Here is a 13756-nt window from a genome sequence, read left to right as displayed (position 1 = left end):
CTCGATCAGGGCAGCGGCCCGCCCGCGGCGAGTGCGCAGAGTTTCGTGAACTCCTCGCCGTCGAGGCTCGCTCCGCCGACCAGGGCACCGTCGATGTTCTCGCAGGCCACCAGCTCGCCGATGTTGCCCGATTTGACCGATCCCCCGTAGAGCACCCGGACGGACGAAGCGACCTCGTCGCCGTACTTCTCCTGGAGGGTCGCGCGGATGGCCTTGCAGACCTCTTCGGCGTCCGCGGACGACGCGACCTTGCCGGTGCCGATCGCCCAGACCGGCTCGTACGCGATCACCACGTCTTTGACCTGCTCGGCCTTGAGGCCCTTCAGGCCCTCGATCAGCTGCGTCGTGGTGTGGTGGATGTGCTCGCCGGCCTCGCGGACCTCGAGCTTCTCCCCGATGCAGAGGATCGGCGTGATGCCGTGCTTGAGCGCGGCCTTGACCTTCTTGTTGACCAGTTCGTCGGACTCGGCGTGGTATTCGCGCCGCTCCGAGTGCCCGACCGTGACGAACTTGCAGCCCAGCTTGGCCAGCATCGGACCCGAGATGTCGCCGGTGTAGGCGCCGGAGTCCTGCGGCGCGAGGTCCTGCGCGCCGTAGGTGAGCGACAGCTTGTCGCCGTCGACCAGGGTCTGCACGCTGCGGATGTCGGTGAACGGCGGCAGCACCGCCACGTCGACCTTCGCGTAGTACTTCGCCGGCAGCGCGAACGCGATCTTCTGGACGAGCGCGATCGCCTCGAGGTGGTTCTGGTTCATCTTCCAGTTGCCGGCGATGAACGGCTTGCGTGCCACTAGTTCTTCTCCTCCAAAGCGGTCACGCCCGGCAGTTCCTTGCCCTCGAGGTACTCCAGGGAGGCCCCGCCACCGGTGGAGATGTGCGAGAAGCCGTCCTCGGGCAGGCCCAGCTGCCGCACCGCGGCCGCCGAGTCGCCGCCGCCGACCACGGTGAACGCGTCGCTCTTCACCAGCGCCTCGGCCACGGCGCGCGTGCCGCCCGAGAACGCCTCGAACTCGAACACGCCCATCGGGCCGTTCCAGAACACGGTCTTGGCGTCGGCCAGCTTGCTCGCGAACAGCTCACGCGAACGCGGGCCGATGTCCAGCCCCTGGCGGTCGGCCGGGATCGCGGTCGCGTCGACGACCTCGTTCTCCGCGTCGGCGGCGAACTCGGTCGCGGCCAGCACATCGACCGGCAGCACCAGTTCGACGCCGCGCTTCTCGGCCTCGGCGAGGAAGCCCTTGACCTGGTCGAGCTGGTCGGCCTGCAGCAGCGACTGGCCGACCTCGTGGCCCTGGGCCTTGAGGAAGGTGTACGCCATGCCACCGCCGATGAGCAGCCGGTCGACCTTGGTCAGCAGGTTCGCGATGACGCCGAGCTTGTCGGACACCTTCGCGCCGCCGAGCACGACCACGTACGGCCGCTGGACGTCGTCGGTCAGCTTCTTCAGCACGTCCAGCTCGGCCAGCACCAGGCCGCCCGCGTACGCCGGCAGCACCGACGCGACCTCGTAAACCGAGGCCTGCTTGCGGTGGACGACGCCGAAGCCGTCGGAGACGAACGCGCCGCCCGGGACGAGCGCGCCCAGCTCGGCGGCCAGCTCGGAGCGGTCCACGGCGTCCTTGCTGGTCTCGCGCGCGTCGAAGCGCACGTTCTCGAGCAGGACGACACTGCCGTCGGCCAGGCCGCCGGTCAGCGCCTTGGCGGACTCGCCGACCAGGTCACCGGCCAGCGCGACCTCGGCGCCGAGCAGCTCCGAAAGCCGCTTCGCGACGGGCGCGAGGGTGTACTTCGCGTCCGGCTCGCCCTTCGGACGGCCGAGGTGCGCGGTGACGACGACCTTCGCGCCCGCGTCGGCGAGCTTCTTGATCGTCGGCAGCGCGGCGCGGACCCGGCCGTCGTCGGTGATGCGGTCCCCGTCGAGCGGGACGTTCAGGTCGGACCGCACGAGCACGTACCGGCCCTGAACGCCCTCGCCCAGCAGGTCGTCGAGGTTCTTGACGCTCATCGGGTTCAGGACAGCTTCGAACCGACGAGCTTGACCAGGTCGGCGAGGCGGTTGGAGTAGCCCCACTCGTTGTCGTACCAGCCGACGACCTTGACCTGGTTGCCGATGACCTTGGTCAGCGGCGCGTCGTAGATGCAGGACGCCGGGTCGGTGACGATGTCGGCCGAGACGATCGGGTCGTCCGAGTAGCGCAGGATGCCGGCGAGGGGACCCTCGGCGGCGGCCTTGTAGGCGGCGTTGATCTCCTCGACCGTGGCGGCCTTGGACAGCGTGACGGTGAGGTCGGTGGCCGAGCCGGTCGGGACCGGGACGCGCAGCGCGTAGCCGTCCAGCTTGCCCTGCAGCTCCGGCAGGACGAGGCCGATGGCCTTGGCGGCACCGGTCGAGGTCGGGACGACGCTCAGGGCGGCGGCGCGGGCGCGGCGCAGGTCCTTGTGCGGGGCGTCCTGCAGGTTCTGGTCCTGGGTGTACGCGTGGACCGTGGTCATCAGGCCCTGCTCGATGCCGAAGGCGTCGTTGAGGACCTTGGCCAGCGGGCCGAGGCAGTTGGTGGTGCAGGACGCGTTCGAGATGATGACCTGCGAGCCGTCGTACTTGTCGTCGTTGACGCCGAGCACGATGGTCAGGTCCTCGCCCTTGGCCGGCGCGGAGATGATGACCTTCTTGGCGCCACCGGCGATGTGCGCCTTGGCGGCGTCGGCGTTGGTGAAGAAGCCGGTCGACTCGAGGACGACGTCGACGTTCAGCTCGCCCCACGGCAGGTTGGCCGGGTCGCGCTCGGCGAGGGCCTTGATGGTCTTGCCGTCGACGACGATGCCCTCGTCGCTGACGCTGACCTCACCCGGGAACCGGCCCAGGATGGAGTCGTACTTCAGCAGGTGGGCCATGGTGGCGACGTCGCCGAGGTCGTTGAAGGCCACGACCTCGATGTCCTGGCCGCTGGCCTGCACGGCGCGGAAGAAGTTGCGGCCGATGCGGCCGAAGCCGTTGACACCTACGCGAACGGTCACTGCTGCCACTCCTCTGAGGATCGGCCGGGACGACCGGCCGTGACTTGCGGGCTCGCGGCCACCCTAGCGTGCGGGCATGCGCGTCCCTGACTGCCCTGACGAGACTTCCACCACTTGGCGAACGGGTCAAGAATCGATTAAGAAGCGAAGCCGCTCCGGAGCGTTTCGACCGGGTGGACCACGACGGACCGGAGGGGGTCGCGGGTCCGGGCGGTGGGACCGGTTCCGGCTGATCAACGCAGGTGCGCCGACTTCACCGGACCGACCTGCGGAGAGCGGCGAATCGACGCTGGAACGATTCAGCCCTCCGGGTCTCCCCGGCGGGTGCCGGAGCGGTCCACGGGACCGCGAGTGAAGTCGATGACTCGACCGATCCAGCGACACCTCCGCACGCTTCATCCCGCCAGCTCCCGCTCTAGCGGCGTCCGGAACCGCGGGATCACCCGGACCTCGCCGAACCACTTCGCGCACTTCTCCGCCTCCGCCGACACCGCCGCCTGCACCTCCGAGCCCACGTCCTCCAGCAGCCGGAACACCACCTCCCCCGAGGCGCGCTGGGCCCAGCCGCCGACCACCCTTCCGGAGGCCCAGACCGTCGGGCCGATGTTGCCGCTGCGGTCGAACAACGCCGCCCGGTGGGGGCCGAGGAACCAGTCCCGGTCCTGCCAGCCCATCGGGGTCGGGTCCAGCGCGGGCAGGAACGCCACCCACGGCGGCGGCGACGGCACCGGATCGACGTCGTCCGGCAGCACCATCCCCGGCACGCCGTCGAGGTCGACCTCCACCGGGTCCAGGGCGGCGAGGGCCTTCTTCGCCTGGCCCGCCGTCCAGCCCGTCCACCACCGCAGGTCCGACACCGGCGCCGGGCCGTACGCGCGCAGCCACCGGCGGGCCAGCTCCACGCGGGCCTCCTCCGGGCTCCACTCCCGCAGCCCGCCGGGAACCCACTCGTCGAGGGGGTGCCACACGTACTGGCTCGACAGCCAGCTGCCGCGGGGACGGCCACGCGCGATCCGGCCGCCCGCCGCCAGCAGGAACAGCACCCGGCTGGTCACGTTGCCGATCGCCTCGTACGGCTTGCCCGCCGCCATCCGCAGTTGCTGGCGCAGGCGGGGCTCGTCCTCGCTCAGCTGCTGGGCCGTCGCCGAACCGCGGGCGCGCAGGGCCGCCTCGACCGACGCCTCGACGTTCTTCAGCCACGCGGCCGGCTCCGGCACGTTCTCCGGGTGGCCCTGCTGCCCGAGGTGCTGTTCGAGCAGTTTCCGCTGCTTCACGAGGATGTCCGCCGAGCAGCCCGCCTGCACCAGCGCCGCCGTGTCCAGGTCCGTGACGAACACCGTGCGGCGCATGCCCAGTAGCCGCAGCAAGGTCCGGTCTTCGTAGAGTGCTTGCTCCACCGCGGAAACCGCCGGGGCGGCGAGCCGGGCGGACGCGGACAGGTGGACGGTCGCCGGGTCGGTGGCGTGCAGCGCCACGACCCCGGCGACGGCTTCGGCCACCGTGGCCGCGGGCGCGGCCAGGTGGTGCCGGACGGCGAGGCGGGCCCGGCGCTGGTCGGTGCTGATCTCAAGACGGCTGATCTTCGAAGACACCCGTTTTTCCTACCACCGGGCACCGACAAAAACGCCTGGTCATCCGCCCCGACCAGGCGATAGCCTCGGCAAATGGTCTCCGGCACGCACTTGGCGGCCTTCGCCGCGCTGACGTTCCTCATGGTCGTGGTCCCCGGGCCGAGCGTCCTGTTCACGATCAGCCGCGCGCTCACCGTCGGGCGGCGCGACGCGCTGCTCACCGTCGTGGGCAACTCCGCGGGCGTGTACACGCAGGTCGTCGCGGTCGCCTTCGGCCTCGGCGCCCTGGTGACGACGTCCGCGGCGGTGTTCACCGCGATCAAGGTCGCCGGCGCGCTCTACCTGGTGTACCTGGGGATCCAGGCCGTGCGCCACCGCCGGAAGCTGACCGATGCGATGGCCGCGAAGGTCCGCGCCACGCCCGGACGCGTGCTGACCGTGCTGCGCGACGGCTTCGTCGTCGGCTTCGCGAACCCGAAGTCGATCGTCTTCCTGGCCGCGTTGCTGCCGCAGTTCGTCGACCCCGCCGCCAGCTCGGTGCCCGCCCAGATGCTCGTCCTCGGGCTCTGCCTGCCGGCGATCGCGCTGGCCACCGACAGCGCGTGGGCGCTTGTCGCCGGCACGGCCCGCGCGTGGTTCGCCCGCTCGCCGAAGCGCCTGGAACTCGTCGGCGGCACCGGCGGTCTCGTGATGATCGGCCTGGGCACCGGCCTCGCGTTCACGGGCCGGGGTGACTGAGCACCAGGTCGAGCAACCCGGGAAAGGCGGCGTCGAATTCGGGACGCCGCAGCCGGTTGAGCCGCCGCGGGCCTTCGTCGCGCTGTTCGATCAGGCCCGCCGCGCGCAGCACGGCGAAGTGGTGGCTGCGGGTCGCCTTGGCCACCGGCAGGTCGAACGTGCCGCACGCCTTCGTCCACTCCGGCACGGCCGCCAGTTCGCGCAGGATGCTGCGGCGCACCGGATCGGCCACCGCGGCCAGGGCGTCCTGCAACGAGACCTGTTCCGGGATGACGTGGGTGAGCCCACGCGCCCGCGCGGTGTTCGATGACTGTCGTACACTCATCTGGTCGACCTCCGTCGAACACTCTAGGAGCAACCGTGCCGCGACACCTCGACACGACGTTCGGACCGGACGCACGCAACCGGCTCGACGAAGCCGCCGAGCCCGGCCGCGAAGGAGCCCTGGCCGCCCTCGAATCGTTCTACTACGCCTTTAACCAGCGCGATCTCGACGCGTTCCGCCGGGTCTGGACGGCCGATCCGCTGGCCCAGCTGAACAACCCGCTCGGCGGCATCCTCCGCGGCGGCGAAGCGATCACCGAGCTGTACGACCGCGTCTTCCACGGCCCGGCCCGCGTCACGGTCACCTTCGGCGACATCGTCGAGTACTCCGGCGAGAGCCACGCGGTGTTCGCCGGCCGCGAGACCGGCGAATACCGCGTGACCGAAACCGTGCCGCTGAGCATCCGCACGACGCGCTTTTTCGCCTACGAAGATGGCCGCTGGGTGCAGGTCCACCACCACGGCAGCATCGACGACGCCGGCGCGCTCGCCGCCTACCAGCAGGCGATCCGCGGTTAGGCCAGCGCCTTCACCAGGTCCGGCCACCACTCGCGCGGCAGGCCGTCGAGCGGGACGACGACCTGGTCGGCGCCCGCGGCCCGGTACTCCCGCAGCCGCGCGACGACCGCGTCGAAGCCGCCCCACACGGTGAGGCCGTCGACGAGCCGGTCCGACAGGTCCGCGATGTCCGCGTCGGTGAAGCCCATCCGCCGGAAGTTGGCCGCGTAGCCGGGCATTCCGGCCAGGAAGCCCAGCGACCCGCCGCGCACTGCCTCGCGCACGCGAGCCACGTCGGTCTCCGCGACCACGCTGAGCAGCACCGCCAGCTGCCGGTCCGGGCCCAGGATTTCGCGCGCCGAGGCGACGTAGTCCGTCGTCACCAGGTACGGGTACGCGCCCGACGCGCGATCGCGCGCCAGCTCGAGCATCCGCGGGCCGAGCGCCGACAGGATTCGCGCGGACCGCGGGACGACGTCCTCGATCTCGTCGAGGTAGTCGCCGAGCGTGGCCAGCGGCCGCGGGCCGTGCGCCCCGCCCAGCCCGACCACGAACCGGCCGGTCGGCAGCTCGGCGTACGCCGACGCCACGGACGCCGACGGCACCCGGTCGACCGAGAGGATCCCGCTCGCCACCTGGATCCGCGAAGTTCCGCGGACGACCTCGGTGATGCGCGGCAGGTTGTTGCCCTGCCCGCCGGCCAGCCAGAGCGTGTCGTAGCCCAGTTCTTCGAGCTCGGCCGCCACGGCCGTGTCGGTGTCCAGTGCGGTGTGGGTGGCTCCCAGCGGCCCCAGTTTCGTCATGCGCCCGGCAACCACGGAACCCCGGAAGTTGTTCCCGTCACGCCGGTTGTTCGTCCTCGGCGGAATCGGCGTCTTCGGCGGCCCGGGTGAACATCCGGGTCGCCGACAGCCGCGCGACGCCGTCGGGCTCGCCCAGGTCCTCCAGGGAATTGCGGATCGTCGAGTCCACCGACAGGTACTTCCGGCCCGCCCGCAGGTCGGCGTCGTTGCGCAGCCGCACGATGAGCGGGAACTCCGACAGCGCGCCCGCGTCGAACAGGCCCGTCGTGTAGATCAGCTGCACGCCCAGCGCCTCGGCCACGGCCCGCTGCAGTTCCAGGAGGTACCCCGCCGACGCGCGGCCGATCGGGTTGTCCAGGAACAGCACGCCCGAGTGCCGGTTGCGGGCCTTGCCGCGGTTGTTGGCCCGTAGCGCGGCGAGGGTGCAGTACAGGATGATCGCCGCGGTCAGCTGCTGGCCACCGGAGAACACGTCGCGGGTCTCCGAGACGCGCTGGCGTTCGGTGCGCAGCACCGAGTCCGGCTTGAGCATGTCGACGCGGAACCCCTTGGGCGCCGCGGCGCGCACCCCGCGCAGCACGAGAGAAAGCCCGTCGCGCTTGACGTCCCGGCCGTCCGCCGTCTTGCCCACGGCGGCCTCGTCGACGACTTCGCCGAGCTTCTCGGTGAGCGCGTTGTCCTCCAGCTCGGTGAAGCGGATGCGGAGGAACTCCTGCCCGGACCAGTCGCCGAGCCCGTCCGGCAGGCGCGAGACGCGCTGGGCCGAGCGCAACGTCCGGAGTGCGCCGTCGACCATGCCCTGCAGGCGGGTGATGATGCCGCCGCGGTGCCGGTCGATCTGCGCGAGGTCGTCGGTCAGGGACCGCAGCCGCGGCCGCAGCGCTTCGGCCCACTCGGCGGCGTGCGCCGGGAGCTGGTCGCGCTTGACCGAGATGACCTGCTGCCGCACCGGCGTGCTCAGCTTCTCGAACCGCTTCTCCGTCGCGTACTGCGCCAGCTGGTCCGCGGCCGCGCGCACCCGCCGGTCGCCGGCGTCGGCGGCTTCCTGCGCCTGCCCCAACGTGGCGTTCAGCCGCGCGTGCTGGGCGCGTGCGGTGTCGACGTCGCCGTCGTAGGCCGCGGCGTCCGGGTCGGTGACCAGGTGCGCCATCGACTCGGCGAGCAGGGAGAAGCCCGAGGCGGAACTGCGAGCGGACTCCAGCGTGGCCTCCGCCGCCGCCCGGCGTTCCTGCAGCTCCTCCCACTTCCGCGCCGCCGCCGACGCCTCCAGCCCGGCCGCGTCGATCAGCTCCAGGCCGTGCTCGATGTCCCGCGGCTTCTCGCCGTTGACGCCGTTCTGCAGCGGCAGGGCGTCCAGTTCGGCGCGCCGCGTCGAGACGAGCCCGATCGCTTCGGTGCGCTCTTCCTCCAGGCCGTCGACGACCCGGCGGGCGCGGGCCAGCGCGGCCGCCCGCGCCGACGCGTCGGAGCCGTCGGGCGTCTCCAGCAGCTCGGCCGCGCGGGCCCGGACGGCTTCGTCGAGGGACTCGACGGCCGAGCCGGCCGCCGCTTCGGCGGATTCCGCCTGCTCCAGCTCGCTCCGCAGGTCGCTGCCGACCTCGACCTTCGCGTACGACTCCGACGCCGACAGGTAGGTCCGGCGCAGGGCGTCGACCGGTTCGCTGGGCGCCGGGCCTTCGGCGGCGTCGGCCGCACCCGGCACCTCGGCCAGCTCGGCGCGCGCGGTGGTCGCGGTCCGGCGGTGGCCGTCGGCGGTGCGCTGCTCCTCCCCCGCCTGCTCGCGCAGCCGGGCGGCCTTGCCCGCCGCGTCGGACGCCTGCAGGTCGGCGCGCTCGGCGATCTCGGTGGCGCGCTCGGCTTCTTCGGTCCACTCGGCGATCCGCGCGCTGCGCACGCCCAGCTCGCCGAGCCGCCGGGCCTTCTCCTCGGCCTCGGCGGCGGCCGCCCGCAGCTCGGGGACGCGCTCGCGCAGCGACGCGGCTTTTTCGCTCAGCCGCGCGAATTCCGCCTCGGCCTGCGCCAGCGCGGTCCGGGCGGTCTCCCCCGCGGTCCGGGCGGCCTGGGCCTGCTCGGCCAGGGTGGCGACGGCGCCGGCCGGGTAGTCCTCGCGCCAGGTCGTCAGTTTCCACGTCAAGGCGCCGTCCGCGGACAGCTTGGCGGACAACGCTTCGAGCCGCCGCTGCCGCTCGGTGTGCCGCCGGGCGACAGCTTCCCGCTCGGCGTCGGCGGCTTCTTCGTCGTACATCGCGGGGTTCGGCGGCACGAGGAACTCGACGCCGGGGGCGGCACTTTCACGTGAAAGTGCCGCCTCGGTGGTGCCGACGGCGATGATGGAGCTGGGGAGGAGGCGGCGCTTCGTCAGCACTTCGCGGGCGCGATCGGCGTGCGCGGCGTCGTTCAGCAGCACGCCGGACACCAGCTGCGGCAGGGTTTCCAGCACCTCGGCGCGCCGCGGAGCGTCCAGTTTGGACAGATAGCGCCAGCCGGACCACGCGGTGATCCCGGCCTCCTCCAGTGCGTCCAGGGCGGCCTGGACGTCTTCGGGCGGCGGCAGCAGCCCGCCGGAGCCGAGCGCGGCCAGGGCCCGCTCGTCGGCGGACTCCTCCATCCGCAGCGCGGTCTGCTCCTTCTCGACGGCCGCGCTCGCCTCGCGCAGCCGTTCCAGCAGCACCGGAAGGTCGCTCTCCAGGTTGACGTCGTCCGCGCCGAGCAGCTCGACCAGGCGGCTTTCGGCGGCGAGCGCGTCGGTCCGGCGGTGGGCGCGGTCGAGGTCCTCGGTGGCGCGTTCCAGGCGGTCCTGGGTGGTGCCCGCGAGCTGGTGCGCCTCGTTCACGGCCCGCTGCGCCGCCTGCAGATCCGCGCCGACGCGGTCGAGTTCCTGCTCGCGGCGGGTCAGTTCCGCAGCGGCCTGCTCGGCCGCGGCGCGCGCGGCCCGCGACGCTTCGGCGACGTCGGCGCCCGCGGGCAGCAACCCGGCGCGGACGGCGGCCTGGACCTCTTCGCGCAGTTCGGTGATCCGCGTGGTCAGCCCGAGGGCTTCGGCCCGGCGCGCGGCCGCGAGATTCGCGGCTTCGTCACGCTCGGTCTGCGCCTTCTCGGCTTCGGCACGCAACGCACCCGCGTGCGCTTCGGCCTTGTCGGCCTGCCGCTGGGCGTCCTGCGCGAGCGCGTGCAACCCGCGGGCGAGCGCCGAAGCGGCGTCGTTGCGCGCCTTCAGGGCGGGACGGGCCTTCTCCTCGCGGCTGCCGACGAGCTCGCGCAGGTCCTTCGCCTTGCGGGCCGCGTTCAGGGAGTGGAGCACGGTCGCCGTCTCGCGCCAGGCCTCCGCTTCGGTCTTCGCCTGAGCGAGCTCGGCGTCGACGCGCTTGCGGGCCTCCTGGGCCTCGTCCAGCCGCAGCACCGCGACCAGGCGGCGCAGCTCCGTGACGGCCGCGGCGAGCCGCCGGTGGTCGCCCTCGGCGAGCTTCTCCGCAGACTTGACCTCGGTGACGTGGTCCTCGAGCCCGGACAGCCGCGCGTTCTCGAGTTCGTTGCGCGCGACCACGCGGGCCGCCAGCGAAGCCATGTCGGCCTTCGCGGACTCGGCGATCTTCCGCGACTCCGCGGCGACACCTTCTTCGGCGGCCAGCGGGCCCAGCAGGTCGAGCGCACCCGCCACGAAGTCGCGCTCGGACAGCAGATCCCCGCGCTGGGCCAGGTTGTGGGCGTAGGTCGCGACGACCTCGGCGAGGTCCTTCGGCTCCTCTTCCGAGATGACCGCGCGCAGCAGGAACTCGACGAACGCGTCGTCGGTGCCGAAGGCGAACGCGTCCGCCGCCTCGCCTTCGCCGGCGTTCATCGCGCGCTGGTAGCGGAACAGCTCGGTGTCGAGGCCGAGGCCGTCGAGGCGGCCGGTCCACTCGTGGTGACGGCGGGTCCAGGACAGCTCCAGCTCGGGTTCGGCGAGCTGGGCCGCGGTGAGCTTGTCGTGGAAGCCGGACATGGTGAGCAGCCGGCCGTCCTGGGTCATCGGCAGTGAATCGAGCCCCAGCGCCGCGGTCGGCCGGAAGCAGTACCAGGAGTCGACCAGGTTCTCGGAGTCGGCGGACACGACGTGCCCGCGCCACTCCGACACCTTGCCGGTGATGATCCGGTGGCCGCTTTCGACGTGCAGCCACTCCAGCACGACGTGCGAAACGTCCTTGGCGGCGACGAACTTCTCGAGGACCTTCGTGCTCGTCGTGCCCACCACCTGGCGGCGGCCGGGCAGCATCACCGAGAAGATCAGCTTGATGAGCACGGACTTGCCGCCGCCGTTCTCCAGGAACAGCACGCTCGCCGGCGACGGGCGGCGCAGCTCGGCCGGGCCGGTCGCGTGGATGCCCGCGCTGAACAGCGCGTCCTGCTGGGGCGCGGTGATCTTGGCGCCGACCCCGCTGAAGTCGAGCACGACGTCCTGGTAGCGGGCACCCGCCGGGCCCACCGAATGCAGGCGGACCCGCGAAAGCTCGTACATCGGTTCCCCTCTTAGAGCGTGTCCGAGGCGGCCGCGCGCAGCGTGCCCCCGGCGGCCGCGACGGCCACGACGTCGAGCGCGAGCAGGTCGTCGAAGGCGGCGTCGGCGGCGAGTTCGCGGACCTGGATCTGGTAGCGCGGCGTGGTCCGGTAGGTGCCGCCCTGCTCGTCGCTCACCGGGACCAGGAAGCCCTGGTCGGCGAGGAACCGCAGGGCGCGGCTGACCATGCCGCGGGTGGTGTCGGCGGCCAGCCGGCCGTCCTTGGTGGCGGCCGCGGCGGGACGGCGGGTGTAGGCGCGCCAGGCCTGTTCGAGCTCGGGCGCGTCGGCCAGGGGGTCGTTGTTGGCTTCGGCCTGCGCGGCGCGTTCGTCCAGCATCCGCGCGGCTTCACGGACCATCGCGTCGACCTGCTCGACGCTGACGCGGCCGATGTAGGTGTCGTTGGCCAGGTCGTCGGGACGCGGATAGCCGAGCGCGGCGGTGGCGAGGTGGATCAGGCCGTGCAGGACCTTCTCGGTCTCGCGGCGCTCGCGGATCTTGGCCTGGCGCGCGTAGGAGTCCATCTTGATCTCGAACACGGACTCGTCGGTGGCCGCCAGCACCGCGCCGGCCTGCTGGTTGACTTCGAGGACCATCAGGCCGAGCCCGGCGGCGACGGCGTGCGTGAGGGCCTTGAACGCGTTGTCCTCGCCGTAGCGGCGCACGAGGTCGCCGTACACGACGTCCCGCGCGGGCAGCTGCTTCGGCCGCATGCCGAAGGCGACCAGCCGGGCCGCGGCCTCGGCGTCCACGCTGCTGTGGGACAGCGCCATCAGGCGACCTCCTCGTTTTCTTCTTCGCCGGCGCGTTCGACGGCGGCCGTGGACAGCAGCAGGTCGGCGCCGCCGAACTCCGGGTCGTCCAGGAGCGTGCCGTCGTCGACGGCCAGCAGGACCTGCCGGTCGCCCTGGCGGCGGGCCGCGCCGACCCCGGGACTGTAGGCGTGCACCGCCCGCAGCGCGACCAGGGTGGCGAGCCCGGGCTGGCGGCTGCGGCGGGCTTCTTCGAGCAGGCCCGACAGCCGTCGCGGCACGTCGGGCAGGTCGAGGAGTTCGTCGGCCGCGCGCCAGACGTCGTCGCCGAACTTGTCGGTGACCTCGGCGGGCATCAGCTCGGGTTCCGGGATCTCCCCGACCAGCTGGTCGCGTTCGGGGGCCGGGCGCAGCAGCAGCGAGACGAGGGAGGACAGCGACGGCACCACCGGCGCGGTGATGCCGGCGGCGGCGTGGAAGAAGTGTTCGGCGGGGGCGACGGCGTCGGCCAGCGGCAGGCCCAGCGTCGGCACGAGGAGCTGGCCGAAGAGGTCCAGGGTCGCGCGCTGGGGCGGGCCGGAGAACTGCTGGCGGTCCTGCTCGGCGCGGAACACCGCGCCCGCGTCGGCCAGCCGGGACTGCAGGCGCGTGTGCCGGCGGATGCAGTCGCCGACGATGTCGACGAGCTCGGCGGCGCGGCGTTTCTTGTCGAGGTCCTCGGTCTCGTCGCGGGCGGTGGTGATGTTCTTGAGGATGGCGTTCTCGGCGCGGAACCGGGCCTCGATGTGGCTCAGCGCGCTGTCGAGCAGCTCGGGGACCTCGCGTTCCCAGTCGACCGAGCGGACGTCGCGGCGGGTCGCGTCGAGCTTCGCGCGCAGCGTCTCGCCGTACTGGACGGTCCGGTAGCGGGCCTGCTCGGCAGCCAGCTTCGCGTCGGCCAGGCGGCCGCGGTTGATCAGGTTCTCCAGCTTGACCTCGGCCGCGATCTGCGCGGATTCGACGTCGGTGTCGAGGGCACCGACCAGGACGTTGATGGCCTCGTCGGTGGCGCGCAGGTAGACCTCGCCGTCGCGGGCGGCCAGCTCGACCAGCAGCTTGAAGTCGAACTGGCGCCGCTGGTAGCCGCCGGGCCCGATCGAGCCGTAGACGCGCCGGAAGCCGCGGTCGGTCGTGCCGACGTTGATCAGGTTGTCCAGGACCCACTTGGCCACCCGGACGTGCTCTTCGGGCATCCGCGACGGCGCCTGCTGGGCGATGAACGGCAGCAGCCGGTCGATGACCTCGTCGTGGCCGGCGCCGGTGTCGAAGTCCATGGCGATGGTGACCTGGTCGATCGTGTGCAGCGCGATCTCGGCCATCTGGTAGATCGTGGCGTCGGCCCAGTCGAGCTTCGCCTTCCGCGCGTCGAGGTCGTGCAGCGGCGCGGTGCAGGCCAGCGCCTTGAGGCGGCGCGTCAGCCCCTCGTCGGCCAGGCCCGTCAGTCCGGTCTCGTCGTCTCGCACAGCAGGCCAGGCTAGTCGG

The 13756-nt window shown here is 72.3% G+C and carries 11 protein-coding genes; 2 read left to right on the top strand and 9 right to left on the bottom strand.

Features of this window, described 5'->3' with window-relative positions; all coding sequences use genetic code 11:
* Positions 1-5: 5 nt before the first annotated feature.
* The 4 genes from tpiA to ACFPLC_RS29610 form a co-directional block, all read right to left on the bottom strand.
* Complete coding sequence (tpiA, locus tag ACFPLC_RS29625; protein ID WP_378190766.1) at positions 6-791, bottom strand: triose-phosphate isomerase; 786 nt, start codon at positions 789-791, stop codon at positions 6-8.
* Positions 791-2005 carry a phosphoglycerate kinase gene (locus ACFPLC_RS29620; protein WP_378190769.1) on the bottom strand — a complete coding sequence of 405 codons (1215 nt, stop codon included), beginning with the start codon at positions 2003-2005 and terminating at the stop codon, positions 791-793. Before ACFPLC_RS29620 ends, tpiA begins: the two co-directional genes overlap by 1 nt.
* Before the next feature lie 5 nt (positions 2006-2010).
* Entirely contained in the window at positions 2011-3015 is a 1005-nt protein-coding gene (gap, locus tag ACFPLC_RS29615; protein WP_091308527.1) for a type I glyceraldehyde-3-phosphate dehydrogenase, read from the bottom strand.
* Between the two features lie 395 nt (positions 3016-3410).
* The gene (locus tag ACFPLC_RS29610) at positions 3411-4607 is read right to left on the bottom strand and encodes a winged helix DNA-binding domain-containing protein (RefSeq protein ID WP_378190771.1); all 1197 of its coding nucleotides are present in this window, start codon (positions 4605-4607) and stop codon (positions 3411-3413) included.
* 72 nt (positions 4608-4679) lie between these two features.
* Here ACFPLC_RS29610 and ACFPLC_RS29605 point away from each other — a divergent pair, with 72 nt between their 5' ends.
* Complete coding sequence (locus ACFPLC_RS29605; RefSeq protein WP_378190773.1) at positions 4680-5324, top strand: LysE family translocator; 645 nt, start codon at positions 4680-4682, stop codon at positions 5322-5324.
* Here ACFPLC_RS29605 and ACFPLC_RS29600 read toward each other — a convergent pair.
* Positions 5305-5649 carry an ArsR/SmtB family transcription factor gene (locus tag ACFPLC_RS29600; protein WP_378190776.1) on the bottom strand — a complete coding sequence of 115 codons (345 nt, stop codon included), beginning with the start codon at positions 5647-5649 and terminating at the stop codon, positions 5305-5307. The two genes, ACFPLC_RS29605 and ACFPLC_RS29600, sit on opposite strands and share 20 nt — an antisense overlap.
* A gap of 35 nt (positions 5650-5684) precedes the next feature.
* Between ACFPLC_RS29600 and ACFPLC_RS29595 the strand changes: the two genes are divergently transcribed.
* The gene (locus ACFPLC_RS29595) at positions 5685-6167 is read left to right on the top strand and encodes a YybH family protein (protein WP_378190778.1); all 483 of its coding nucleotides are present in this window, start codon (positions 5685-5687) and stop codon (positions 6165-6167) included.
* On the opposite strand, the gene ACFPLC_RS29590 is transcribed toward ACFPLC_RS29595, so the two are convergent.
* Genes ACFPLC_RS29590 through ACFPLC_RS29575 form a run of 4 tightly spaced genes read right to left on the bottom strand, consistent with a single transcriptional unit; the run spans position 6164 to position 13737 of the window.
* Positions 6164-6949 carry a TIGR03620 family F420-dependent LLM class oxidoreductase gene (locus tag ACFPLC_RS29590; RefSeq protein WP_378190779.1) on the bottom strand — a complete coding sequence of 262 codons (786 nt, stop codon included), beginning with the start codon at positions 6947-6949 and terminating at the stop codon, positions 6164-6166. The genes ACFPLC_RS29595 and ACFPLC_RS29590 overlap by 4 nt on opposite strands.
* A gap of 37 nt (positions 6950-6986) precedes the next feature.
* On the bottom strand, positions 6987-11444 hold the full coding sequence (locus ACFPLC_RS29585) for a coiled-coil domain-containing protein (RefSeq protein ID WP_378190781.1): 4458 nt from the start codon (positions 11442-11444) through the stop codon (positions 6987-6989).
* 11 nt (positions 11445-11455) lie between these two features.
* The gene (locus ACFPLC_RS29580; RefSeq protein WP_191314241.1) at positions 11456-12256 is read right to left on the bottom strand and encodes a hypothetical protein; all 801 of its coding nucleotides are present in this window, start codon (positions 12254-12256) and stop codon (positions 11456-11458) included.
* Positions 12256-13737: a hypothetical protein gene (locus ACFPLC_RS29575; protein ID WP_378190784.1), complete on the bottom strand. Its 1482-nt coding sequence runs from the start codon at positions 13735-13737 to the stop codon at positions 12256-12258. Before ACFPLC_RS29575 ends, ACFPLC_RS29580 begins: the two co-directional genes overlap by 1 nt.
* Positions 13738-13756 lie beyond the last annotated feature (19 nt).

Origin of the sequence: Amycolatopsis plumensis, from assembly GCF_042652605.1 — a bacterium.
GTDB lineage: Bacteria > Actinomycetota > Actinomycetes > Mycobacteriales > Pseudonocardiaceae > Amycolatopsis > Amycolatopsis plumensis.
This window is presented reverse-complemented; position numbering and strand designations above follow the sequence as displayed.

Coding starts and splice junctions, on each gene's coding strand:
- ACFPLC_RS29580 (WP_191314241.1), bottom strand. CDS start 12,256: ATGGCGCTGTCCCACAGCAGCGTGGACGCCGAGGCCGCGGCCCGGCTG.
- ACFPLC_RS29590 (WP_378190779.1), bottom strand. CDS start 6,949: ATGACGAAACTGGGGCCGCTGGGAGCCACCCACACCGCACTGGACACC.
- ACFPLC_RS29605 (WP_378190773.1), top strand. CDS start 4,680: ATGGTCTCCGGCACGCACTTGGCGGCCTTCGCCGCGCTGACGTTCCTC.
- ACFPLC_RS29600 (WP_378190776.1), bottom strand. CDS start 5,649: ATGAGTGTACGACAGTCATCGAACACCGCGCGGGCGCGTGGGCTCACC.
- ACFPLC_RS29585 (WP_378190781.1), bottom strand. CDS start 11,444: ATGTACGAGCTTTCGCGGGTCCGCCTGCATTCGGTGGGCCCGGCGGGT.
- ACFPLC_RS29620 (WP_378190769.1), bottom strand. CDS start 2,005: ATGAGCGTCAAGAACCTCGACGACCTGCTGGGCGAGGGCGTTCAGGGC.